General features: G+C 71.3%; 22 protein-coding genes. 14 read left to right on the top strand and 8 right to left on the bottom strand.

Features of this window, described 5'->3' with window-relative positions:
- Positions 1-59: 59 nt before the first annotated feature.
- The 7 genes from ACFYO2_RS04775 (at position 60) to ACFYO2_RS04745 (ending at position 6,231) form a co-directional block, all read left to right on the top strand.
- The gene (locus tag ACFYO2_RS04775) at positions 60-860 is read left to right on the top strand and encodes a crotonase/enoyl-CoA hydratase family protein (protein WP_388344124.1); all 801 of its coding nucleotides are present in this window, start codon (positions 60-62) and stop codon (positions 858-860) included.
- Between the two features lie 49 nt (positions 861-909).
- Entirely contained in the window at positions 910-1,851 is a 942-nt protein-coding gene (locus tag ACFYO2_RS04770; protein ID WP_388344121.1) for a Zn-ribbon domain-containing OB-fold protein, read from the top strand.
- Entirely contained in the window at positions 1,852-2,883 is a 1,032-nt protein-coding gene (locus ACFYO2_RS04765) for a thiolase domain-containing protein (RefSeq protein WP_388344118.1), read from the top strand.
- Positions 2,880-4,046, top strand: a complete 1,167-nt coding sequence (locus ACFYO2_RS04760) for a thiolase domain-containing protein (RefSeq protein ID WP_388344115.1) — start codon at positions 2,880-2,882, stop codon at positions 4,044-4,046. The genes ACFYO2_RS04765 and ACFYO2_RS04760 overlap by 4 nt, the downstream gene beginning before the upstream one ends.
- A gap of 83 nt (positions 4,047-4,129) precedes the next feature.
- On the top strand, positions 4,130-4,372 hold the full coding sequence (locus ACFYO2_RS04755) for a DUF397 domain-containing protein (RefSeq protein WP_053749912.1): 243 nt from the start codon (positions 4,130-4,132) through the stop codon (positions 4,370-4,372).
- 218 nt (positions 4,373-4,590) lie between these two features.
- Positions 4,591-5,493 (top strand): universal stress protein, encoded by a 903-nt coding sequence (locus tag ACFYO2_RS04750; protein ID WP_388344111.1) that lies wholly within the window; start codon positions 4,591-4,593, stop codon positions 5,491-5,493.
- Between the two features lie 240 nt (positions 5,494-5,733).
- Positions 5,734-6,231, top strand: a complete 498-nt coding sequence (locus ACFYO2_RS04745) for a hypothetical protein (RefSeq protein ID WP_388344110.1) — start codon at positions 5,734-5,736, stop codon at positions 6,229-6,231.
- A gap of 6 nt (positions 6,232-6,237) precedes the next feature.
- Here the strand turns inward: ACFYO2_RS04745 and ACFYO2_RS04740 are convergent, their stop codons facing one another.
- The gene (locus tag ACFYO2_RS04740) at positions 6,238-8,205 is read right to left on the bottom strand and encodes an N-acetylmuramoyl-L-alanine amidase (protein WP_388344107.1); all 1,968 of its coding nucleotides are present in this window, start codon (positions 8,203-8,205) and stop codon (positions 6,238-6,240) included.
- Between the two features lie 270 nt (positions 8,206-8,475).
- Positions 8,476-9,615: an aminoglycoside phosphotransferase family protein gene (locus ACFYO2_RS04735; protein ID WP_388344104.1), complete on the bottom strand. Its 1,140-nt coding sequence runs from the start codon at positions 9,613-9,615 to the stop codon at positions 8,476-8,478.
- Positions 9,616-9,872: 257 nt separating this feature from the next.
- On the opposite strand from ACFYO2_RS04735, the gene ACFYO2_RS04730 reads away from it, so the two are divergent.
- Positions 9,873-11,366, top strand: coding sequence for a hypothetical protein (locus ACFYO2_RS04730; RefSeq protein ID WP_388344102.1), 1,494 nt, complete (start codon positions 9,873-9,875; stop codon positions 11,364-11,366).
- A gap of 70 nt (positions 11,367-11,436) precedes the next feature.
- Here ACFYO2_RS04730 and ACFYO2_RS04725 read toward each other — a convergent pair whose 3' ends face one another.
- Complete coding sequence (locus ACFYO2_RS04725; protein ID WP_388344099.1) at positions 11,437-12,867, bottom strand: PP2C family protein-serine/threonine phosphatase; 1,431 nt, start codon at positions 12,865-12,867, stop codon at positions 11,437-11,439.
- 395 nt (positions 12,868-13,262) lie between these two features.
- Between ACFYO2_RS04725 and ACFYO2_RS04720 the strand changes: the two genes are divergently transcribed.
- Complete coding sequence (locus ACFYO2_RS04720) at positions 13,263-13,388, top strand: hypothetical protein (RefSeq protein ID WP_388344096.1); 126 nt, start codon at positions 13,263-13,265, stop codon at positions 13,386-13,388.
- A gap of 16 nt (positions 13,389-13,404) precedes the next feature.
- Here the strand turns inward: ACFYO2_RS04720 and ACFYO2_RS04715 are convergent, their stop codons facing one another.
- Positions 13,405-14,502: a chemotaxis protein gene (locus tag ACFYO2_RS04715; protein ID WP_388344093.1), complete on the bottom strand. Its 1,098-nt coding sequence runs from the start codon at positions 14,500-14,502 to the stop codon at positions 13,405-13,407.
- Between the two features lie 141 nt (positions 14,503-14,643).
- The gene (locus ACFYO2_RS04710; protein ID WP_388344091.1) at positions 14,644-16,242 is read right to left on the bottom strand and encodes an alpha/beta hydrolase; all 1,599 of its coding nucleotides are present in this window, start codon (positions 16,240-16,242) and stop codon (positions 14,644-14,646) included.
- A gap of 583 nt (positions 16,243-16,825) precedes the next feature.
- Between ACFYO2_RS04710 and ACFYO2_RS04705 the strand changes: the two genes are divergently transcribed.
- Positions 16,826-17,602: a GNAT family N-acetyltransferase gene (locus tag ACFYO2_RS04705; protein WP_388344088.1), complete on the top strand. Its 777-nt coding sequence runs from the start codon at positions 16,826-16,828 to the stop codon at positions 17,600-17,602.
- Between the two features lie 118 nt (positions 17,603-17,720).
- On the opposite strand, the gene ACFYO2_RS04700 is transcribed toward ACFYO2_RS04705, so the two are convergent.
- On the bottom strand, positions 17,721-18,428 hold the full coding sequence (locus ACFYO2_RS04700) for a TetR/AcrR family transcriptional regulator (protein WP_388344086.1): 708 nt from the start codon (positions 18,426-18,428) through the stop codon (positions 17,721-17,723).
- A 135-nt stretch (positions 18,429-18,563) separates the two neighbouring features.
- Between ACFYO2_RS04700 and ACFYO2_RS04695 the strand changes: the two genes are divergently transcribed.
- On the top strand, positions 18,564-19,523 hold the full coding sequence (locus ACFYO2_RS04695; protein ID WP_388344083.1) for an NAD-dependent epimerase/dehydratase family protein: 960 nt from the start codon (positions 18,564-18,566) through the stop codon (positions 19,521-19,523).
- Between the two features lie 64 nt (positions 19,524-19,587).
- Positions 19,588-20,520 carry an NAD-dependent epimerase/dehydratase family protein gene (locus ACFYO2_RS04690; protein ID WP_388344080.1) on the top strand — a complete coding sequence of 311 codons (933 nt, stop codon included), beginning with the start codon at positions 19,588-19,590 and terminating at the stop codon, positions 20,518-20,520.
- A 202-nt stretch (positions 20,521-20,722) separates the two neighbouring features.
- Here ACFYO2_RS04690 and ACFYO2_RS04685 read toward each other — a convergent pair whose 3' ends face one another.
- Positions 20,723-20,989, bottom strand: a complete 267-nt coding sequence (locus ACFYO2_RS04685; RefSeq protein ID WP_388344078.1) for a GlsB/YeaQ/YmgE family stress response membrane protein — start codon at positions 20,987-20,989, stop codon at positions 20,723-20,725.
- Positions 20,990-21,291: 302 nt separating this feature from the next.
- On the opposite strand from ACFYO2_RS04685, the gene ACFYO2_RS04680 reads away from it, so the two are divergent.
- Positions 21,292-22,734 carry a hydrolase gene (locus tag ACFYO2_RS04680; RefSeq protein ID WP_388344076.1) on the top strand — a complete coding sequence of 481 codons (1,443 nt, stop codon included), beginning with the start codon at positions 21,292-21,294 and terminating at the stop codon, positions 22,732-22,734.
- A gap of 186 nt (positions 22,735-22,920) precedes the next feature.
- Positions 22,921-23,658 carry a phosphotransferase gene (locus ACFYO2_RS04675; protein WP_388344073.1) on the top strand — a complete coding sequence of 246 codons (738 nt, stop codon included), beginning with the start codon at positions 22,921-22,923 and terminating at the stop codon, positions 23,656-23,658.
- Between the two features lie 75 nt (positions 23,659-23,733).
- Here ACFYO2_RS04675 and ACFYO2_RS04670 read toward each other — a convergent pair whose 3' ends face one another.
- On the bottom strand, positions 23,734-24,174 hold the full coding sequence (locus ACFYO2_RS04670; protein ID WP_388344070.1) for an SPW repeat protein: 441 nt from the start codon (positions 24,172-24,174) through the stop codon (positions 23,734-23,736).
- Between the last annotated feature and the right edge of the window lie 16 nt (positions 24,175-24,190).

The raw sequence follows: 24,190 nt of genomic DNA, 5'->3' as shown, positions 1-24,190 counted from the left end.
TTGAAGTGCCCAGGCGCCTCCTGCAACCTGTTCTCGTTCTTTCAGAGGGGAGATGGGCAATGGGTGGGACGGAACACCTCACCGTGCGGCGCGAGGGCGCCACACTGGTGCTCACGCTCAACAGGCCCGACGCCAGGAACGCGCTCTCGCTGTCCATGCTCGTCGGCCTGTACGACGGCTGGGTGGAAGCCGACGAGGACGATGCGGTCCGCTCGATCGTGCTGACCGGCGCGGGCGGCGCGTTCTGCGCCGGCATGGATCTCAAGGCCCTCGCCGGGCAGGGCATGGAGGGCGAGCAGCACCGGGACCGCCTCAAGGCCGACCCGGACCTCCACTGGAAGGCGATGCTGCGCCACCACCGCCCCCGCAAGCCGGTGATCGCCGCCGTCGAGGGGTACTGCGTCGCCGGTGGCACGGAGATCCTCCAGGGCACCGACATCCGGGTCGCGGGCGAGTCGGCGACCTTCGGGCTGTTCGAGGTCAAACGCGGGCTGTTCCCGATCGGCGGCTCCACCGTCCGGCTGCAACGGCAGATCCCGCGCACCCACGCCCTGGAGATGCTGCTCACCGGCCGTCCGTACACCGCCCGCGAGGCCGCGGCCATCGGCCTGATCGGCCACGTCGTGCCCGAGGGGACCGCTCTCGACAAGGCCCTCGAGATCGCCGAACAGGTCAACGCCTGCGGCCCGCTCGCCGTCGAGGCCGTCAAGGCGTCCGTGTACGAGACCGCGGAGCTGACCGAGGCCGACGGACTCGCCGCCGAACTGAAGCGCGGCTGGCCGATCTTCGACACGGCCGACGCCAAGGAGGGCGCCCGCGCCTTCGCGGAGAAACGACCGCCCGAGTACAAGCGCGCCTGACCTCTCGTGCAGCGCGTCCGACCTCCCGCAGCAGAAGGAGACACCCGGGATGCCCGAAGTCCTCACAGCGCCCCTCGTCGTGGAGTTCCCTTTCACCCGCTCCCTCGGCCCCGTCCAGAGCGCCTTCCTCACCGGCCTGCGCGAAAGCGTCCTCCTCGGGGTGAAGACCGGCGACGGCCGTGTTGTCGTCCCACCCGTCGAGTACGACCCCGTCACCGCCGAGGAGATACGCGACCTCGTCGAGGTCGCCCCCACCGGCACGGTCACCACCTGGGCCTGGAACCACGCCCCCCGCCGCGGCCAGCCCCTGTCCACCCCCTTCGCCTGGGTCCTGGTCCGCCTCGACGGCGCCGACACCGCCCTCCTGCACGCCCTCGACGCCCCCGGCCCCGACGCCGTCCACACCGGCATGCGCGTCCGCGTCCGCTGGGCCGACGAACGCGCCGGCACCATCACGGACATCGCCTGCTTCGAGCCGTACGACGGTGACGCCGCCCAGGTGGCGGGCCACACCGGCGAGTTCGACAACCCGGTCACCGGCATCGTCGCCCCGGCCCGACTCGACTACACCTACACGCCCGGCCGCGCCCAGTCCGCCTACCTCCACGCCCTCTCCGACCAGCGGATGGTCGGCGAGCGCTGCCCGTCCTGCCACAAGGTGTACGTCCCGCCGAGGGGTGCGTGCCCCACATGTGGCGTGGCCACATCGGAACAGGTGGAAGTGGGTCCCCGCGGCACGGTCACCACCTTCTGCATCGTCAACATCAAGGCCAAGAACCTCGACATAGAGGTGCCGTACGTCTACGCGCACATCGCCCTCGACGGCGCCGACCTCGCCCTGCACGGCCGCATCGGAGGCATCCCCTACGACCAGGTCCGCATGGGCCTGCGCGTCGAACCCGTGTGGACGGAAGGGGCCCGCCACCCCGACCACTACCGGCCGACCGGTGAGCCCGACGCGGACTACGAGACGTACAAGGAGCTGTTGTAGATGCGGCCACTCAGGGACGTTGCCGTCGTCGCCTTCGCGCACACCGGCCACCTGCGCACCGCCGACGAGCTCTCCGAGGTGGAGATGCTCATGCCCGTCCTGCACGAGGTGCTCGACCGGACGGGCCTGAAGACCGCGGACATCGACTTCACCTGCTCCGGCTCCTGCGACTACCTCGCCGGCCGCGCCTTCTCCTTCACCCTCGCCCTCGACGGAGTGGGCGCCTGGCCGCCGATCTCCGAGTCACACGTCGAGATGGACGGCGCGTGGGCGCTGTACGAAGCCTGGACCAAGCTGCTGACCGGCGACGCCGACACCGCCCTCGTGTACTCCTACGGCAAGTCGTCACCCGGCTCCGTCCGCGACGTCCTGACCCGCCAGCTCGACCCGTACTACCTGGCACCCCTGTGGCCCGACTCCGTCGCCCTCGCCGCCCTCCAGGCGCAGGCACTCATCGACAAGGGCATGACGGACGAGCCCGCGCCGGCGGCCGTGGCGTCCCGCGGCCGCAACTCCCGGGCCGGTACGGCGTCCCAGGGCGACTACGTCGTACGCCCCCTGCGCACCGGCGACTGCCCGCCCGTCGGTGACGGCGCCGCCGCGGTCGTCCTCGCGGCCGGGGAGCGGGCCCGGGACCTGTGCGCGCGGCCCGCCTGGATCCGCGGCATCGACCACCGCATCGAGGCCCACGGCCTCGGCGTCCGCAACCTCACCGAGTCACCGTCCACCCGACTGGCCGCCGAGAAGGCCGGAGCCTTCGAACGACCCGTCGACACCGCCGAGCTGCACGCGCCGTTCAGCTCGCAGGAGGTAGTCCTGCGCGCCGCGCTCGGGCTGGACGACGACGTGCGCGTCAACCCCTCCGGCGGAGCCCTCGCCGCCAACCCGGTCATGGCCGCCGGGCTCATCCGCATCGGCGAGGCCGCCGTTCGCATCCACCGCGGCGAGTCGGACCGGGCCCTCGCCCACGCCACGTCCGGCCCCTGCCTCCAACAGAACCTGGTCGCCGTACTCGAAGGGGATCCGCGATGAGCAAGGAGCCCGTGGCCGTCGTAGGAATCGGCCAGACCAAGCACGTGGCGGCACGCCGGGACGTGTCCATCGCGGGGCTCGTGCGGGAGGCCGCCCGACGGGCCCTGGACGACGCCGAGCTGGACTGGGCGGACATCGACGCCGTCGTCATCGGCAAGGCGCCCGACTTCTTCGAGGGCGTGATGATGCCGGAGCTGTACCTGGCGGACGCGCTGGGTGCCGTGGGCAAGCCCATGCTGCGGGTGCACACGGCGGGCTCGGTCGGCGGGTCGACCGCGCTGGTCGCCGCGAATCTGATCGCCGCCCGCGTCCACGGCACCGTGCTCACCCTCGCCTTCGAAAAGCAGTCCGAGTCCAACGCCATGTGGGGACTGTCCCTGCCGATCCCCTTCCAGCAGCCGCTGCTGGCCGGGGCCGGCGGGTTCTTCGCCCCGCACGTGCGCGCGTACATGCGCCGCAGCGGCGCGCCCGACACCGTCGGCTCCCTGGTCGCGTACAAGGACCGGCGCAACGCGCTGAAGAACCCGTACGCGCACCTGCACGAGCACGACATCACCCTCGACAAGGTTCAGGCCTCGCCCATGCTCTGGGACCCGATCCGCTACTCGGAGACCTGCCCGTCCTCGGACGGCGCCTGTGCGATGGTCCTGACCGACCGCGCGGGAGCAGCCCGCTCGCCCCGGCCGCCCGCCTGGATGCACGGCGGCGCGATGCGCAGCGAACCCACCCTCTTCGCCGGCAAGGACGCCGTGTCCCCGCAGGCCGGCAAGGACTGCGCGGCCGACGTGTACCGGCAGGCCCAGATCGGCGATCCGCGCCGGGAGATCGACGCCGTCGAGATGTATGTGCCGTTCTCCTGGTACGAGCCCATGTGGTTGGAGAACCTCGGCTTCGCCGACGAGGGCGAGGGCTGGAAGCTGACCGAGTCCGGGGTGACCGAGCTCGACGGGGACCTGCCCGTCAACATGTCGGGGGGCGTCCTGTCGACCAATCCCATCGGCGCCTCCGGCATGATCCGCTTCGCGGAGGCCGCGCTCCAGGTACGCGGACTGGCCGGGGAACACCAGGTGGAGGGGGCGCGACGGGTGCTCGGGCACGCCTACGGCGGCGGATCGCAGTTCTTCTCCATGTGGCTCGTGGGGTCCGAGCCCCCCGCCTCCTGAAAGGTCCCGCTCACGTGGCCTGTTGGCACCCGGGACCGATCGCTAGGCTGGCCGCGGACGACGCAATCGGGAGGAGCACGGACGTGGCCGAGACCACCATCCAGCAGCAGCCGCTCATGGGCTGGGACAAGCCCGAGCTGGACCTCAGCAACGCCGACTGGCACTCCAGCAGCCGTGGCCTGGGGGATGTCCAGATCGCCTTTGTCGAGGGATTCATCGCGATGCGCAACAGCGGTCGGCCCGAGAGCCCCTCCCTGATCTTCACACCCGCGGAGTGGGGCGCGTTCGTGTCGGGCGCGAGGGAAGGGGAGTTCGACCTGACCTGAACCGACGGGCCGACGCCCGAACCGACGGGCCGACGCCCGAACCGACGGGCCGACGCCCGAACCGACGGGCCGACGGGCCGACACGTGTGCCGACGGGCCGATCCGGCGGTGTTCCGACCGTTTTTCCGGACACGCGACCTTGAGCGCTCTCCTGGGGCCGATGCTGAGCAAGGCTGACCCCGGAACGCGGAAGGTCGTACTCCGGAGGTGAGGAACGCATGAGCACTCTGGCGGTGGTCGCGGCGGTCGACGGTTCGGACGACAGCCTGCGCGCCCTGGACTGGGCCGTCGACGCCGCCCGCCGGCGCGAGGCGCCACTGCGGGTGGCCCATGTGCGGCAGTACGCCGCCTGGACCCCGCCCGGCGCCCCGGTCGTCGCAGCGCCGGCCGCCAAGGACGACCAGGTGCTCGCCGACGTGCGCGCCCACCTGGAGAACCGGGCCGACCTGCCCGACACGGAGTACATGGGTCTGGACGGCGCCGTCGGCGTCCTGCTGCTCGAACTCGGCTCCACCGCACAGCTGATGGTGCTCGGCTCCCGGGGCCGCGGCGGCTTCGCCAGTCTGCTGCTCGGCTCCACCAGCATGGCCGCCGCCCGCGACGCCGAGTGCCCCGTCGTCGTGGTGCCCCGCCCCGGACGCGAGGTGCACGGCGAGGCGCCGGCCGGGCCCGGCCCCCGCGTGGTGGTCGGCCTCAAGGTGGACGGCCCCGACGAGGCCACGCTCGACTTCGCCTTCACCGAGGCAGCCCTGCGCGGTGCGCGCCTCCAGGTCGTCGCCGCCTACCCGTGGCCGATCGAGAGCTGGGCGGCCCCCGGCGAACTCGTCCCGGCGATGATCGACCAGGACGCCGTCGAGAGCGAGACCCGCGCCCTCGCCGAGGGCTTCCTCGCCCCGCATGGCGCCCGGCACCCCGAGGTCCGGGCCGAGCCGTACGTCGCACCGGGCGACGCGGCCGGTCACCTCGTCGCCGCCTCGAAGGACGCCGACCTGGTCGTCGTCGGCCGCCACCGACGCCGCTTGCTGGCCCCCGCCCGCATGATGGGCTCCGTCACCCAGGCCGTCCTGCTGCACGCGGCGAGCCCGGTCGCGGTGGTGCCACCGGCGCCGGCGGAGGACTGAGACACCTTGGAACACCCCAACCGCGCCCGCGTCGCCCGCCACCACGAACGGCACCGCAAGAACCCCTGAGCGCTCCGCCGGAAGTCCGGGGCTTCACCCGCGGATCCGTCGTCACTGGTCGCACAGTCCACCGCGCCCCTTCGGCACGCTGCACAACCGCAGCCGACTTCGCCCGACCTGCTCGGCGCGGAAGGGCCGCCCGCACGTCACGCGAGGGCCCCGGGCACGTACCATTGCGGCATGTCGTTCCTCCGCCGCCGTAGCGCCACGCCCGCCGGGCCCGACTTCGACGTACTGGCCATGGACCCGGGCGACTGGCCCGGCAATCTGGGCGCCGGCCTGCTGCCCGCCCCCGACGGCACCTGCCAGGGCGTCTACCTGCGCTACGACCTGTTCGGCGGACGCGGCCCCGCGATGATCATCGGCAACCTTCCGGAGGGCTCCCCGGCCCGCGAGGTCGCCGAGGACGAGATCCCCTTCGAGGTCGGCCAGCTCCTGCTGGCGCTGGAGAACGACGAGGAGGTCACCGTCGTCGGCGTCGAGGACATGCCGGTGATGCAGGGCGACAATCTCCTGATCGTGCGCCGCCTGAAGCTGTCGGAGAGCCGGATCTCCTGCGTGCAGTTCGACCGCAGCGACAACGTCCTGGTGACCATCGCCGCCTGGGACCGCCCCATCACCGACGACCTGTACGCCCTGCTGAAGCCGCTCCCCGCGGAGCTTTTCCAGCAGGGCTGAGGGCGCCTACCCGGCCGACTGCCCGACGCGTACGTCCGCCGCACGCACGAACGCCACCCGGTGGCCGAACTGGATCTCGTAGTACAGATCCTTGCCGACCACCACCTTGTGGGATTCCTCGTCGAAGGTCACCGCGTAGTAGTACTGGCCGGGCACCTTGTCGCCGACCACATACCGCTGGCCCTTGAGCAGCTTGTACGGCAGCGGCGACACCGACTGGGCGGGCACTCCCGCCGGGTACGCGGACGCCTCCGGGTAGGCGCGCCCGTAGACCGGAACGCTCGTGAGGCCCTTTCTGGGTGTCACTACGAGGCCGGTCGCGTCCACCGCGGTCGGGTCCTTCTTCGGGTTCTTGAACCAGGCCTTCTGGCCGAGGTACCAGATCGCCGTCCAGTCGCCGTCGCGGTCCGCGACCGCGTACTGCTGGCCGGTGGAGACCCGTGAGGACAGGTCGTTCACCCCGGTGGTCGGCGTGGTACCCAGGCCGACGTCCTTGATCAGGGGGTAGGACTTGCCGGGCCCGGAGTGGAGCCGCACCGCGCTCGAACCGTGGGCCGCGCACGGCTCGCCCGCGGCGACGCAGCCCGTGTATTCGGGCTGGTTGGCTGCGTAGTCGGGGCGGATCGTCACCAGTCCGCCGTTCTTTTCGGCGGTGGCTTCGAAGGGGCGGCCCAGCAGCGCGAAGTAGTGGCCCCAGTCCCAGTACGGGCCCGGGTCGGTGTGCATGGTGGCGATGGTCCCGGTGGTGGGGCCGGGCACGTTGTCATGGCCGAGGATGTGCTGCCGGTCGAGCGGGATGTCGTACTTCTCGGACAGGTATGTCACCAGCCGCGCCGACGACCGGTACATCGCCTCGGTGTACCAGGCGTCCGGGTTCGCCAGGAAGCCCTCGTGCTCCAGGCCGATCGACTTGGCGTTGACATACCAGTTGCCCGCGTGCCACGCCACGTCCTTGGCCTTCACGTGCTGGGCGATGTGGCCGTCCGTGGAGCGCAGCGAGTAGTTCCACGACACATAGGTCGGGTCCTGCACCAGGTTGAGGACACCCTCCCAGGCGCCTTCCGTGTCATGGATGACGATGTACCTGATGCTCTGGGACGCCGGACGGTTCCCCAGGTCGTGGTTGCCGTAGTCGCCTTCGCCGAACTCCTCGTAGGGAGCCGGGATCCACTCGCAGGACACCGTTGTCGGGCACTGGGTGCCGTCCGCGTCGAGCGTGCGCAGCCCCGTCCGCGCGAGCTGGGCGGTGTCGGGGGTGAGGTCCGGCCGGGCGGCCAAGGCAACCTGTTGACCGGCGTCGGTGGTGCGCTGTGCACCGGTGCGCAGCACGTCGAAGACGTCGCCGGCGTACGCCGCTCCTGTCGCGCTGTCGTCCGCGCCCGAGAAGCGCGCCACCGCGCCGTACCAGTCCGCCGGATCCTTGCTCAGGGGTTCGCCGAGGTCCTTCTGCGCGGCGGCGAGCAGCGCGGCACCGCCGGCCACGTTCGCGGTGGGATCGGTCCGCAACCGCTCGGCGGGCAGGCCGGTGAGCTCGGCCGCCTTCGCCAGGGTCTTGAGCCGGTCCGGGAGTTCGGAGTTCTCGGGAACCTTCGCCTCGGGGTACACAGGCGTGCGGGCGCTGTCGCCGCGCGCGTCCTCCGTGCCCTCGCCGTGGTGCGGCGGCGCCTCGGCGAGGGCGGCGCGGGCGTCGGTGAGGTGCATCGGGCCGTACCCGCCGGTCACGCTGGGCGCCCCGGCATGCGCGTCCCATCGGGACTGCAGGTAGGAGACGCCGAGGAGCACGCTCTGCGGCACGTGGTACTCGGCGGCCGCGGCGGCGAACGCCTGCTGCAGGCCGGCCGCGGAGCCCCGGGCGTCGGACGGGGCCGCACCGAGCAGCGGCAACAGCAGGGCGGCACAGCCCACCGCGCCCGCGGTTCTTCGGATACGTCTGCGCCCGGCGGCTCGGTCGGTGGCGGTGGCGGATCCTCGCAATGCAGCCTCCTGGGACGGTCGAGCGCGATGCGCCGTGCCGGGCCGGATCCGTCAGTGGTACCGGCCTGCCGACGATCCGTCAATGATGCCCAGAGGCAGCTGATTTCCCTCGTCAATCCAGGTGGGCGGGGTGTTTCGCGGCGAAGGCGGGCGGGCCTGCGGGGCGTCACTGGCGTACACCAATGGGCCGTACAGGACGGCCAGTACACCCGGACATACGACGGTCCGCGGTGCGCCGCTGACGTGGCGCACCGCGGACCGCTGTCCCCGTCAGCGAGTGCCGACCGCCGCGCGCACGGCCCGGCGGGCCAGCTGGCAGTCGTCGTGCAGCCGCCTGAGCAGCAGCCGCTGTTCCTCGCCGGACGGCGCAGCACCCGGATGGGCCATACCCGGTGCCGCCGGGGTCGTGTCGTGCATGGAACGCTGCACGGCCATCTCGTAGGTGCGGATCTCACGGGTCAGCACGAGCATCAGGTTCACCAGGAACGCGTCCCGTGAGGCGAGGCCCGCCGACTGGGCGATCTGGCTGATCTGCCGACGGGCCACCGGCGCGTCGCCGAGGACCGACCACAGCGTCGCCAGGTCGTAGCCCGGCAGGTACCAGCCCGCGTGCTCCCAGTCCACCAGCACCGGACCGGCCGGTGACAGGAGGATGTTCGACAACAGTGCGTCGCCGTGGCAGAACTGGCCCATGCCGTGGCGACCCGCGCTCGCCGCGATGCCGTGCAGCAGTTTCTGCAGGTCGCCCAGATCCCGGTCGGTGAGCAGGCCCAGCTCGTGGTAGCGGTTGATGCGGGTCGCGTAGTCCAGCGGGGCGTCGAAGGTGCCCGCCGGCGGCCGCCAGGCGTTCACCCGGCAGATCGCGCCGAGTGCCGCCCTGATGTCCGCGCGGGGCGGGGCCTCCGCCGGGTGCCGGTGCAGCGCCGCCACCCGTCCCGGCATCCGCTCGATCACCAGCGTGCAGTTGTCCGGGTCCGCCGCGATCAGTCTCGGCACGCGCACTGGAGGGCGGTGCCGGACGAACGAGCGGTATGCGGCTATCTCGTGGCGGACCCGCTCGGCCCACGCGGGGGAGTGGTCCAGTAAACACTTGGCGACGGCGGTGCTGCGTCCGGTCGTGCCGACCAGGAGTACGGAGCGTCCGCTGCGGCGCAACACCTGCACCGGGGCGAACTCCGGGCAGATCCGGTGCACCGACGCGATCGCCGTGCGCAGCTGGGCGCCCTGAGGGCCGGACAAGTCGAGTCTCCCGCTGAGCGGTTGAGGGCCGAGGCCCGCGGCGCGGCGCGGCCGGCCCGCACCGAGTACGGGGGCCGCCGGACGCGCGGGGTCGAGGTAGGGGCCGCCACCCACCGGACGGGGATGCAACGACCGGGGCGGGGCGGACACGGAGGACGATGCTGCGTACATGGGCGAAACAGATCCCTTCGTGTGCCTGCGACGACAGTGCGCTGCCCGACCCGGTCGCCCGGGTGCACCCTGGGGAATGCATCCCTTGTTCCAAGAAGGGTTCCAAGAAGGCGACCGGGTCGGGGTGGCGCTTTCCTACCTGACACCAGATGCCCAGTGGCACACCATCTGGCGTGCCCTGGCGAACCCTGGCGAATAGTCGCCCGGCAACTCTCACCGGGCTACTGTCAACTCAGCCGAGAACCTGGGGGCTTGACGTGAGCGGACAACCCAACACCCGTCTTTCGGACCTGTTCGGCCTGGCCGGCTGGTCCAAGGGTGAACTCGCGAGGCTGGTCAACCGGCAGGCGGCGGCCATGGGCCACCCCCAGCTTTCGACCGACACCTCCCGGGTGCGGCGTTGGATCGACATGGGAGAGATCCCGCGCGATCCGGTGCCGCGGGTGTTGGCAGCCCTGTTCACCGAGCGTCTCGGCCGTGTCGTGACCATCGAGGACCTCGGTCTGGTCCGGCACGGGCGTACGGGGAAACGGCCACGCGGCGGGAATGCGGAACATCCCGACTCAGTGCCGTGGGCGCCCGAGCGGACTGCTGCGGTCCTCACCGAATTCACGGGAATGGACCTCATGCTCAACCGACGCGGCTTGGTGGGCGCGGGTGCCGCGCTCGCCGCGGGATCAGCACTCAGCAGTGCCATGTACGACTGGCTGCACACCGATCCGGCCCTGACCGCCGACGCTCCCCAGTACGACGACCCCCTGCACGCCGACCCCGCCGGGTTCGACCGCTACGAGGCCGCCCCCATCGGGTCGCAGGAGATCGAGGAACTGGAGCGCTCCGTCGAAGTCTTCCGGGCCTGGGACGCGGCCCGCGGCGGCGGACTGCAACGCAAGGCAGTCGTGGGCCAGCTCAACGAGGTGGGCGGCATGCTCGCCTACCGACATCCCGACCATCTCCAGCGGCGCCTGTGGGGCGTCGCCGCCAACCTCGCCGTCCTCGCGGGCTGGATGTCGCACGACGTCGGCCTGGAGCCCACGGCCCAGAAGTACTTCGTCATCGCCGCCCATGCCGCCAGAGAGGGCGGCGACCGGCCCCGCGCCGGGGAGGCGCTCTCCCGAGCGGCTCGCCAGATGGTGCACCTGGGCCGGCCCGACGACGCGCTGGACCTGATGAAGCTGGCCAAGTCCGGCTCCGGCGACCAGGTGCTGCCCCGCACCAAGGCGATGCTCTACACGATCGAGGCCTGGGCGCAGGCATCGATGGGCAAGGGCCAGGCCATGCGCCGCACCCTCGGCCAGGCGGAGGACCTCTTCGTCTCCGACCGGGGCGACGTGCCGCCGCCGAGCTGGATGCAGACCTTCAAGGAGGAGGACCTGTACGGCATGCAGGCCCTGGCCTACCGCACGCTGGCCGAGCACGAGCCGGGCGCGGCCGTGCACGCCCAGCACTACGCGGAGAAGGCCCTGGTCCTGCGGGTCGACGGACGGGAACGGTCGAAAATCTTCGACCATCTGTCCATGGCCTCCGCCTGCTTCATCGCGGACGACCCCGAACAGGCGGACCGGTACGCGCGGCTGGCCCTGATGGCGATGGGGTCGAACTCCTCGCGCCGTACCTGGGACCGGCTGGGTCAGATGTACCGGCTCACCGCCGAGTACTCCAACTACCCGAAGATCCACGAACTGCGCGAGGAGATCAGGCTGGCGCTGCCCAAGACGAAGGGGAAGGGCGGCAGCAGCGCCAGGGCATAGAAAACCGGGGGACTGCGCCCCTGCTGCGCCCCTGACCTGCCGTTGATGTCAAGCGGTCACCCTGGCGACGTCAAGCGGTCACCCTGGCGAGGAGCACGCAGGCGTCGTCCTCGCGCTCGGCCTCGCCGAACTCCTCCATGACGATCCGTACGCAGTCCTGTGCGGTGCGCGCCTCGGCGAACCGCGAGCCCAGGTCGAGGAGGCGGTTCACGGCCTCTCCATCGCTGTGCCTCGGCACCAGTCCGTCGGTGTGCAGCAGGAGCAGGTCGCCCGGCCGGAGGGTTTCCTCGGCCTGCTCGTACACGGCTCCCGAGGTGGCGCCGAGCAGGACGCCGTCCGGTGCGTGCAGCCTGCGCCCCGTCCCGTCGCGGAACAGCAGCGGGGCGGGGTGTCCGGCCTGTGCCCACACCAGGGTGCGGGTCTCGGGCCGGTAGCGGCAGCAGACCGCGCTGCCGAGGGCCGGTTGCACGGTGGCGTCGAGCAACTGGTTGAGCAAGGCCATCAGTTGGCCCGGCTGGGTGCCGGCCATCGCCATGCCGCGTACGGCGCCCAGCAGGGTCGCCATGCCCGAGGCCACGGCGACTCCGTGGCCGGTGAGGTCGCCGACGCTGAGCAGCGTCTCGCCGTCGGCGAGTTGCAGCGCGTCGTACCAGTCGCCGCCGATCAGCGCGCTCGCCGACGACGGCAGATAGTGGGCCGCGAGGTCCAGTGTCTCGGGTCCCTGGTGCGGGAGCCGCAGGGACCCGCGCCACGGAGGCAGCACAGCTTCCTGCAGCTCGACCGCGAGCGTGTGCTCGGCCTGCGCGCGGTGCCGGTGACGCTGTAAGGAGTCACGGGTCTCGCTCACCGCCCGCTGGCTGCGGCGCAGTTCACTGACGTCCCGCAGCACCGCCCACATGGACGCGGTGCTTCCGTCGGTGTCGAGCACGGGCTCGCCCATCATGTGCACGGTCCGCACGTCGCCGTCCGGGCGCACCACGCGGAACTCGCCGTCGATGGGCTTGGCGTCGACGAGGCAGTCGGTGACCATCGCCGTCAGCTTCAGCCGGTCCTCGTCGAGCACCAGGGACGGCAGCTCGTCGAGGGTCAGCGGAGGAGCGGCGGGATCACGGCCCAGGATCTGGTACAGCTCGCCGGACCAACTCGCCTCGTCCGTCAGCAGGTTCCACTCCGCGCTGCCGACCCGGCTGAGGAGCGAGCCGCGCCGGGGAGCGGGCGGCACGGCTCGGGTGGCGGGCGCCGCCTCCTTGGACGGGGGCACGGGCGGCGGGCCGTCCCGCAGCTGTGCCAAGTGTTCGTCCAAGTCGTTGAGTTGGTGCAGCGCGAGGTCGTACAGCGCGCGCTGCCACCGGTCCTCCGGATCGGAACCGTCACTCCGCGTGTCCCGGCGTACGGCGTCCATGTCGCCCTTGAGGCGGCGCGCCTGCGAGATGAGCGCGTCGACCGAGCCACGTCCGGGCGGCTGGGCGGCTGGGCGGTCCGCAGAGAGATGGGACGGCATGACGCACTCCGATGGGGGACGGTACGACCAGGGCGGACGGAAGGACCGTTACGACTGTTGCACAGCCCGCGACGCCCTGTAAGAGATTTGGCAACACCCGATACGGTGGTGCTTCTGGCATATGCCACAGTCTTCACGAGGTGAGGCCGACGTACGTCCGGCGTGGGGCGCCGGGTGGTTCAAGTCGTAGAAGAGGTACGTGACTTGAGGGACGGGCGGGGGCCCGGCGCGGCGTTCATCTGTGTGTTCGACGGCACTGTGTTCGCTATGGGGAGTCTGGCATATATGGACCTGCTCGGGAATCGGGGCGGCGCACTCCAGGCTGCGTGATGCAGGTCACATTAATAGGTCAGGGTCAGGTGCAATGCGAACGGCACCTGCGAGCTCGTAAGGGCATGGACATCACGGACGTGCGGCCCGCCCGCGCCCTGCTGCGGACCTTCGCGGTCGCGGGCGCCGGTCGGGAGGATGTCGGCGCCGCCGTCGAGCAGGGGCCGGCCTCGCTCTTCGGCGGCGTCTGATGTGCCCCGCCGGGCTTCAGTACCGCAGTACTCCCGCGATCCCGGCCGCGTCGCCCAGTGTGCCGTCCGGGACGAAACGCACCTCGGCGCCGGTCTCCAGGCACTGTTCGACGATCTCGTCCACGATGTCCTCGCGGGCGTCGAGGTCGCCGCCCGCGGCCGGGATCAGATGGTCGCCGCCGTCGTCGCGGACCGTCACCCGGTAGTTCTCCTCGACGGCCAGCAGCCGTACGCGGCCCTGGCGGGCGTTCTGCCACAGCTCGTCGACCCCGGCCGCGAACGCCCGGTGACCGCGGGCCGATTCGAGCTCCCGCGTCACGGAGTCGGTGCTCTTGCGCGCCTCCGCGGCGACCAGCGGCCGCACCGCCTGCCACACGGCGTCGGGGGTGCCGTGCGCGAGCCCGCCGTGCGGCACGTGGACGGCGTTCTTGGTGACGCTGCCGACCTCGTCCAGCAGGGACAGCGCGGCCGTCTCGCCGGTGACGTACAGCGGCCTCGCCCGATCGCGCAGCACCGTGTTCATCGCGGTGTCCGCCTCACGCAGGAACTGGCGGGTGCCCTCGTCCCGGAACGTACTCCGCAGATCGCCGATCCGTTCCTGACGTTCGGCGTCGAAGTTCTCGCGGCTCCGCGTCAGGGGGAAGCCGCCGGTACGTTCCTCGGTGACGCGGTCCGTACCGCCGCTCCACAGAGTGACCTGGTCGGCGGAGACCGTAAGCACCCAGAACGGTTGCTCGGCGGCCTGTGCGGAGACCAGGTTGCGGGTCAGGAAGGTGTCCGACAGCACCACGCGTTCGGGAACGGGACGGGCCAGCGACCACACCTGGTGCTCACCGGGAGCGGCGAAGATGACCAGGCCGTCCTCGGCGTGCGTCAGGTCGATCTCGGTAAGGGCCTGGTCGAGCTGCCGGGAGACGTCGAGGCGCCGATCCCGGGGGATCGCGGGATCGGCCTCCAGCTGCTTCTTGGCCTCGGCCACGACATTGCGCAGCCGGACCCGGTCCTGGGCGTTCTCGGGTTCCCGGCGATGCGTCGGCGTCAGCACGGACACCGCCGGATAGGGGCGCGGGCGGCGCAGCTCGGTGAGGGTCGTGGGACTGAGTGCGTGCTCCATAACAGCACGATAGGGCCGAATCGCCGATCGGGCATTAGGGGCAACCAAGTCGGGCAATACCGGCAACTTGCTCGCGGCAACAATGCGGTCACCCCGGGAGCCGGGCGGGGCGGATCGGTCCTGCCCAGCCGGGGGCGTACCTCAGCGGTCGTCGTCCTCCGGCCCGCAGGAGCTGCCGTCGGGTGGCAGGGAGCCGTAGAGGAGGAACGTGTCGATCTTGCGGTGCACGCACTTGGAGGACGCGTAACCGGTGTGGCCATCGCCCTTGTTGTCGAGCACGACGGCCGAGTCGCCCAGACGCTCGGCCGTCTCCACGGTCCAGCGGTACGGCGTCGCCGGGTCGCCCCGGGTGCCCACGAGGAGCATCTTCGGGGTGCGGACGTCACGCACCTCCTCGCGGATGAAGTCGGTGCCCTTGGGGCGGCCGTAGCACGTCAGCACCTCGGTGAGCCGGTAGCGGCCGAACACCGGCGACGCCTGCTCGTAGGCGGCGCGCAGCCGGCCGAGTTCCCTGGTGATCCGGCGGGCGCTGGGGCGGTCGGGATCGTCCGCGCAGTTGATCGCCATCAGCGCCGCCGGAAGATTGTCCAGTGGTACGTCCTCCTGGTCGACCAGGCCGCCGTCCGTACCGTCGTCGGCGTGCAGCGCGGGGCCCGCACCTGCACGGACGCCCGATCCACCGCCGGAGAACCAGAGCAGTGGCCCGGTGTCGCCGTCCTCGACCAGCGAGGCGAGCGCCCGCTCCAGGGACGGCCACAACTCCCTGCTGTAGAGGGCCTGGCCGATGGCGCCCACCAGGTCCTGCCCGGTGAAGTCCTCGCCGAAGTCGGTCGGCACCGGGTCCTGGTCGAGCGACTCGACGAGGCGTACGACCTCCTCCCGGGCCGTGCGCGCGTCCGTACCGAACGGGCAGGCGATGTCCTTCACGCACCAGTCGACGAAGTCCTCCAGCGCGGTCTGCTGACCCGCGGCGCCCGCCACGCCCTGCTCGGTCAGCGGCTCGGTGAGGGTGTCCACGCCGTCGAGCACCATCCGCCCGACCTTCTTGGGGAACTGGGCCGCGTACACCGCGCCGAGCCGGCTCCCGTAGGAGAAGCCGAGGTAGTTGAGCTTCTTGTCGCCGACGGCCTGGCGCATCACGTCGAGGTCACGCGAGGCGTTGACCGTGCCGATGTGCGCCAGGACGGGACCGGAGTGCCTGGCGCAGGTGTCGGCCGCCTTGCGCAACTGCTTGAGGACGGCCTCGGGATCGACGCCGATGACCTCGTCCGTCGTCGCCGCCACCTCGTCGGAGGCGTCGCCGCAGGTCACCGGTGAGGACCGGCCGACGCCGCGGGGATCGAAGGACACCACGTCGTAGCCGTTGGTCAGGCTCATGAAGTCCTTGCCGCCGGCCGCTAGTTCACTCACGCCCGCGCCGCCGGGGCCGCCGAAGTTCAGCAGGACCGAGCCGCGTGACTTCCCCGTCGCCCGGTAGCGGGCGAGAGCCAGCTCGAGGGTGCCTGCCCGCGGTCTGGAGTAGTCGAGGGGGACGGTGACCTTCCCGCACTGGAGGTCCTCGGGCATCTCCACGCCGTCGCACTTCGACCAGGCGACTTCCTGGCGGTAGAAGCGTGACAGGTCGGTCTCGGAGCTCGCAGAGACCACCGCCGGCAGTCCCGCGCCGAGCAGGGCCAGACCGACGCCTCCGGTGAGCGCGCAGCGCCGGAGCGTGGGCCGTGTCGACAGCTTGGCCGGCATGGATGCCTCCAGGGACGCCTGCCGCGGACCGGGACCGGCGCTCGGTCCGAGCGCCCTCGATCACGATAGGTGCACAGCCAAGGACGCGCCTCCGGACGAGCGGGGGCGAAAGGTGCCCGACCCCACACAGGGCCACGGAGACCAGCAGCACGGCGGGCATGCCGGCGCACAGGCCGAGCGCGAGCATCACGGCGCGCAGAGCGAGAGAGAGGCGAGCAGGGTCGGCCGAACCGCCGGTCGACCAGGACGCCAGTGATCCAGATCCCGGCCACCGTGGCCGCCCCCAACGCCAGCAGCACTCCGGGACGTCCAGCAGATCCGCGAACCCTCGACTCCGGACTGACCACGGAGATGATCCGGGCGATCCTGCCCGATCTGTCCGGCCCCGACGAGATCCACCTGCCCCCGCAGTACCTGCCCCCCCCAGATCGCGACTCTGCTGCGCGACGAGATCGACCGCCTCCAGGCGCGCATCCCCTGTCTGGTCCGCAACCGGCTGCGCGCGTATCTCAGCCGTGCGGCCGAACAGGGAGGACCTTGTAAAGCTGTTGCCCCGGCCAGGGCCGGGTGCTGGAGTGAACGCATGGATCATGCCGCGGTACTGGCCCTGTACGACCGGGACATGCGCGAAGGCGCTCAGCCGGACGGCCCCGGTGCACGGATCGAGCGGTCGGGGCGGGTGGTCCGTCAGGTCGCCGCCGCGCACGGCTGGAACGGCGTCGTCTGGTCGGACCTGGACGAGGCGAGCGCCGACGCGGCGATCGCCGAGCAGGTCGCCCGCTACTCCGGTCTCGGCCTCGACTTCGAGTGGAAGCTCTACGGGCACGACCTGCCCATGGACCTCGGACCGCGGCTCGGGGCCGCCGGGTTCACGCCCGAGCCCGAGGAGACGCTGATGATCGCCGAGGTCGCCGATCTGATCCTGGACACCGAGCCGCCCGAGGGCATCCGCTTCCTTCCGGCCACCGACCGGGCGGGCGTCGACCTCGTGGCGGAGGTCCACGAGAAGGCCTTCGGCACCGACAGCTCCCGGCTGCGCCACCAGCTGCTCGCCCGGCTGGCGGACGACCCGGACACCGTCGTCGCCGTCGTGGCGCTCGCCGGTGACACGCCGGTCAGCGCCGCCCGCATGGAGCTCGTGCCCGGCACCCGCTTCGCCGGCCTCTGGGGCGGCGGCACGGTCGAGGCCTGCCGCGGCCGCGGCATCTACCGCGCGCTGGTCGCCCAGCGGGCCCGTGCCGCCGTCGACCGCGGCTACCGCTACCTCCAGGTCGACGCCTCCAGCCAGAGCAGGCCCATCCTGGAACGCCTCGGCTTCCATCCGCTGAGCACGACGACGCCGTACGTGTACGTGCCGTAGGCGCGCTGTTCGCGCTGTCCCTCACGCAGTCCCTCGCTACGCGTAGTCCGTCGTGCCCGTAGTCCGTCGCTTCCCGTAGTCCCTGGCTTCCTACGTCCCTCGGCGGCGCCGGAGCGGCTCAGTCCAGGCCGAACGCGTCCGCGAGCGCGTCGATCTGAGCTGTGAGCAGCGTGCCCCCGTCATGGCCCATGCCCTCGAACTGGCCGGACACCTCCAGGCTGACCGCCCCGTGCATGTGCGCCCAGGCGAGCACCGCTCCGGCCAGCGCAGGGCCCTCGGCCCCGGCTGCCACGTGCCCGCGCGCCCACTCCGCCACCGCGGGGTCGTCGTCCGCCCAAGTCCTCATCTGCGCCACCACCGGCGCCACCGCCGCCGACGGCTCGGACCCCTCGAAGGCCGGCAGGAAGGGCGAGAGCACTGCCCGCGCGCTGTCCAGCGTGTCCGCGGGCGCCGTGTATCCCGGTACGGGCGTGCCCTGGATCAGCAGATAGCGGTGCGGCTGACTCGCCGCCCAGTCCAGGCAGGCCGCCGCGAGCGCCCGCAGCCTGGCGCGCGGCGCCGTGTCCGGCGGAAGGGCCGCACCGACGGCCACGACGGCCGCCGCCAGGTCGGCGTACGCGTCGCGGATCAGGTCCGTCAGCAGCGCGTCACGGCTGTCGAAGTAGCGGTACAGGGCCGGCCCGGAGAGGCCGACCTCCTTGGCGATCCGGCTCAGGGCCACGGCCGCCGTGCCCCCCTCGGCCAGCTGCCGCAGCGCGATCTCCTTGATCTCCGTACGCGTCTGCTCGCGGTAACGGGCCCTCGGACTCTGCACGCTCCCGGCCATGGGTGGCTCCCTTCTCGAACCTCGTGACACACCATAACGGCAGTCCGAGCACACCACTCTTGCGAGAGGTATTTGGAAGAGTTACAGTCTCTAACATAAGTGACGACCACTTGCTCCTTCGGGAAAGGGATCACCGTGACTGCCCACGCCAACGCCGCTCGCTCCCTGCACACCGTCCTCGGATCGGGCCCGGCCGGCACCGCACTGGCCCGCGAACTGGTGCGCCGGGGCCACGCCGTACGCCTCGTCGACCGGAACGGCGACGGGCCGGCGATCCAAGGGGTCGAGCGGTACGCCGCCGACGTCAGCACGGCCGAGGGGGCGCGAGAGGCGACAGCCGCAGCCGCCGTCGTGTATCACTGCGTCAACGTCGGCTATCACCTCCAGGTGGAGGTGATGCCCCGCATCCTGGACGCCGTCCTCGGCGCCGCGGAGGTGTCCGGCAGTCGCCTGGTCGTCCTCGACACCCTCTACCCCTACGGCGAGACCGGGGGAGCGGTGATGACCGAGGACACCCCGTGGAAGGCGACGACCCGTAAGGGCCGGATGCGCGCCGAACTCGACGAGAAGTACCTCGCCGCACACCGCGAGGGCCGGGTTCGGGTGTCCCTGGGCCGCTCCGCCGACTTCGTCGGCCCGGGGGTGCTCAACTCGAGCCTTGGCGCGACCACCTTCCCGGGAGCGCTCACCGGCGGCACGGTCCTCGGGCTGGGCGACATCGACCTCCCGCACAGCTACACGAGCATCCAGGACGTGGCCGCCGGGCTCGCCACCCTGGGTGAGCACCCGGAGGGCGACGGTCGCGTCTGGCACCTGCCCACCGCGCCCGCCGTCAGCACCCGCGAGATCCACACCATGATCGAGAAGCGGGTCGGCCGACTGCTCGACGTCGTGGTCCTGGCGGAGCTCCGCCCGTTCGGGCCGTTCGACGAACAGTTCGTGGCCGAGTACGCGGAGATGTTCTACCAGCACACCGAGCCGCAGATCGTGGACTCCTCCGCCTTCGAGCAGGCTTTCGGCGTCACTCCGACACCGCTCGCCGAGACGGTCGACGCCACCGTGGCCTGGTACGGCGAGTGGCTCGCGCGGCAGTGACGCGACGTGGGGTCGATGCCGCCGGGGATGTCACATCCCCGGCGGTCCGATCCGTCGTACGGGTATGGCGACCAACGACACGATCCACCAGAACCAGAGCATCCTCTTGGCGGGCGCGACCGGTGTCCTCGGCCGGCACATCGCCCACGCCCTGACCGAGGCCGGTCACAAGGTCACGGGACTCGGCCGCGGACCGGCGGCCGGCATCCGCGCCGACCTCATGGACCGCGACGGCCTGCTGCGCGCCGTTGACGGACAGCGGTTCGACGCGGTGATCCACGCCGCGACCGCCCTGCGCAAGGCCCCCATGCGCCACCGCGACATGTACGCCACCGACGCCCTGCGCACCGAGGGGACGGCCCATCTCGTCGAGGCCGCGCAGGCCGTCGGCGCCCGCCGCTTCGTTACCGAGTCGATGGTCTTCGGATACGGCTACGGCGACCACGGTGACCACCCGGTCGCCGAGGACGACCCCTTCGGCCCGCACGGCACGTCACCGGAATTGGAAAGACACCTCGCGGCCATGCGCACCAAGGAGCAACTCACCTTCGGTACTCCGGGGTTGGAGGGCATCGCCCTCCGCTTCGGCCTCTTCTACGGCCCCGGCGGCACCGACGCCCTCCTGCCCCTGCTCCGCAAGCGGCAGCTGCTCGTCCCCGACGACCACGGCCGGGTCCTGCCGTGGGTGGAACTCACCGACGCGGCGCGGGCGGTGGTGGCCGCCGTCGAACGCGGCCGGCCCGGCCAGGCGTACAACGTCGCCGACCGCACGCCTCTGGGCTTCCGGGCCCATGTGCTCTGCGTGGCCGAGCGGTTCGGACTGCCGAAGCCGATGACCGTACCGCTGTTGCTCATGAAGCCGATGTCGTACGCGCACACCATGATGTCGACGACCCTGCGGGTCTCCACGGCGAAGGCGGAGCGGGAACTGGGGTGGACGCCGACGTTCCCGTCCACCCGGGACGGACTCGCGGCGATGAGCGGCGGGGCTCACTGAGCGGTCTTCAGGAGCCCGGGACACGCCGAGCGCTGCTCGGGTCCGCTGCGCCCCCGTCTCGCATACAAGGCGCGCCCTGTGTGCGCGGGCGCGCCTCAGCTCATATGCGGCGCCCGCCTCGTGTCACGTACTGCGCCTCGCTTCATCTCCGTCGCCGCGACCTACGCCTGTGGCGCCTGCCGTACGCCGCCCATCGCGCGCCTCAGCGGCGGCGTGCCTTCGACCGGTCCAGCGCGCTCACGCCGAGTGCGGCGAGGCCGATCTGGATGAGCCACTCGACCCAGTCCACGCCCTTGGTGTCGGCCACGTCGAAGGCGCCGGCGATCGCGGAACCGATCAGCGCCGCAATGATGCCGACGAGGATCGTCCACAGGATTCCGATGCGCTGGCGCCCGGGGATCACGAGCCGGCCCAGGACACCGATGACGATGCCGATCACGATGGCACTGATGATGCCGTCGATCTCCATCTCCGCCCCTTTTCGTCAAAACCCACGCATTGTTGTCAAGACCCCCGCATCAGTGCGTGTGCCCCCTGGAACCACGGACAGTCCGCCGGTGCTTCAACCAATGGCCAAAGCCGGGTCAACGTCTGGTCCCGCGGTCCGATGGCGCCTGTTCAGGCCTCTGGTTGCCATGTACGGTTCAAGCCGTCGGTCGCGCGGAGAGTACGTACGGCCGATGCTCTACGCGCGCAGATGTGCGCTCTATCTACGCGCGTAGGTCCGGCCCCGCACCGCTCCTTCCCCAACCCCTCACGGAGGTATGCCGGATGCTCGGACTCACTGGGCCCCGCCACAGACTCGGCACCGCTCTCGCCGCCCTCGGGCTGCTCGCCACGGGCGTCGCCGTCCAGTCCGCCGCCACCACGACGCTCGCCCACGCGGCCACCCCCCACCGCGTCCTGTTCGACAACGCTCACGCGGAGACGGCCGGCAATGCCGACTGGATCGTCTCCACCAGCCAGCCCGACCCGCTCGGCCAGGACTCCACGCCCTCCGCCGAGACGGACTGGACCGGCGCGCTGTCCTCCTGGGGTGTCGCCCTGCAGAAGACCGGCGACTACAGCCTGAAGACCTTGCCCTCGGGCTCCGCCCTCACCTACGGCGCCTCGGCGACGAACGACCTGTCGAACTTCGACACGCTGGTCCTGCCCGAGCCGAACACGCTGTTCACCACGGCCGAGAAGACCGCCATCATGACGTTCGTCAAGAACGGCGGCGGCCTGTTCATGATCTCCGACCACACCGGCGCCGACCGCAACAACGACGGCGAGGACGCGGTCGAGATCCTCAACGACCTGATGACCAACAACAGCGTCGACTCGACCGACCCGTTCGGCTTCTCCGTCGACTCGCTCAGCATCAGCTCCGGCTACCCGGCCGCCATCAGCGACAGCGGCGACCCCGTGCTGCACGGCTCCTTCGGCACCGTCACCAAGAGCCTGATCGCCAGCGGTACCACCGCCACCCTCAAGCCCGCCGACAACGCCGGCGTCAAGGGGCTGCTCTACCGCAGCGGTTACTCCGGCAACACCGGTGCCTTCTTCGCCACCAGCACCTTCGGGAGCGGCCGGGTCGCCTTCTGGGGCGACAGCTCGCCGATCGACGACGGCACCGGACAGTCCGGAAACACCCTCTACGACGGCTGGAACGACACTGGCGCCACCAACGGGCCCCTCGCCCTGAACGCCACCGAATGGCTCTCCGGCGCGAGTGGCGACGGAGGCGGGGGCGGAACCGCCTGCACCGACGCCCAGCTCCTCGGCAACGCCGGCTTCGAATCCGGCGCCACGACCTGGACCGCCACCAGCGGTGTCATCACCAACTCCAGCGGCCAGTCCGCCCGTTCGGGCTCGTACTACTCCTGGCTCGGTGGCAGCGGCACCGCCGCCACCGACACCCTCGCCCAGTCGGTGGCCATCCCGTCCGGCTGCGCCGCGACCCTGAGCTTCTACCTGCACATCGACACCGCGGAGACCACCACCAGCACGGCCTACGACACCCTGAAGGTGCAGGTCCTGAACAGTTCCGGCACCGTCCTCGGCACCCTTGCGACGTACTCGAACCTCAACGCCGCCTCCGGATACGCCCAGCGCGGATTCAGCCTCAGCGGCTACGCCGGGCAGACCGTCACGGTCAAGCTCACCGGCACGGAGGGCTCCAAGCTCCAGACATCGTTCGTGCTCGACGACACGGCGCTCGACGTGAGTTGATCCGCAGCGAAGCCCATCCGGTCGCTGCCGGTACCTCGGCCGCGATGTCGGGCACCGGGCGCCCGTCGGTCACCACCCGTAGGGTGCCGGCGGGCGCACGCTCGTCCGGCAGCCGCGCCTCGCGCGCTCTGTTCCCCGACCCTGGATACTTCTTTCGGAGTCGAGCGGTATGTGGAGGCGTTCAAGATGGAGGAGACATCGCTCGAAGGCGGTGCCTTCAACGTGGTCGTGCGGATCGGCGCGACCGTGCGGCGAACGCCGACGGCACGGTCGGACTACGTGCGGGACCTGCTCGCGCTGTTCGAGCGGCGAGGATGGCCGGGGGCGCCGCGCCACCTGGGCATGGACGAGCGAGGCCGCGAGACGTTCGGCTACATCGAGGGTCGGGCGGCCGTGACCCCCGAGGAACGGGCCGCCGCCCGCACCGACGCGAACCTGGTCCGTGTCGCGCGGCTCGTCCGCGCCTTCCACGACCTGACACACGGCACCCCGTCGGCCGGCGACCGGGACGTCGTCTGCCACAACGACCTCGCCCCCAAGAACACCGTGTACGCCGTGCGGGGCGACGACTGGCGGCCGCTGGCGTTCGTCGACTGGGATCTCGCCGCTCCCGGTGAGCGCGTCCACGACGTCGCCCACCTGTGCTGGCAGTACCTGGACCTGGGCCCCGAGGTGACCGACATGCCGGAGGCTGCGCGCCGGATCCGTCTCGTGTGCGACGCCTACGACCTCGACGAGCGCGGTGTCCTCGTCGACACCGTCCTGTGGTGGCAGGACCGCTGTTGGCGGGGAATCGACGCCGCCGCGGACCGCGGCGAACCCGCCATGGCCGCGCTGCGCGACGCCGGAGCCGTCGACGAGGTGCGGAGTGCCTGGGAGTGGGTCGCCGAGCATCGTCGCGAGCTCGGGGCCCTGCTGGGCTGACACCTCGGTTCGAGAGGGCCGGTCCGCGCGGGCGCGGACCGGCCTGTGGGTGCGTCTGTCCTTCCTCACGGGCTCCTATGCCCTCGGGGCGCTCCTCGCCGCCGTGATGGTGCACATCAGCCCGAGGATCACAGCGAGGGCACCGATGACGATGTTGTTCCAGATGACCCCGGCGTCCGGGCTCTCGCCGACGATCCACGGCGACACGATCATCCACACGCCCAGCGCGCACATGGCCCAGCTCAGGCCGTACATGCGCTCCGGAGCCCGGGTGAACCCGAGGGCCAGCAGGCCGATCGCTATCCCCATGATGAGGTTGTGGATCACGAGGTCGGGCTGGCTCGTCGTGTAGTGGACCACCCACGGGGATACGGCACAGTACAGACCGAGCAGGAACACCGGTCCGTCCACGAGTGCCACATCGCGACCGCCGAGCACGCGGTCGTAGCGTTCCCGCATTTCCGAAGCGTCGGGGTGGGTGGTGATGTCCCCTCTGGTGTGAGAGACGTTGGCCATGAGTCGTCTCCTCCTG

Origin of the sequence: Streptomyces sp. NPDC006602 (genome assembly GCF_042870385.1) — a bacterium.
GTDB lineage: Bacteria > Actinomycetota > Actinomycetes > Streptomycetales > Streptomycetaceae > Streptomyces.
This window is presented reverse-complemented; position numbering and strand designations above follow the sequence as displayed.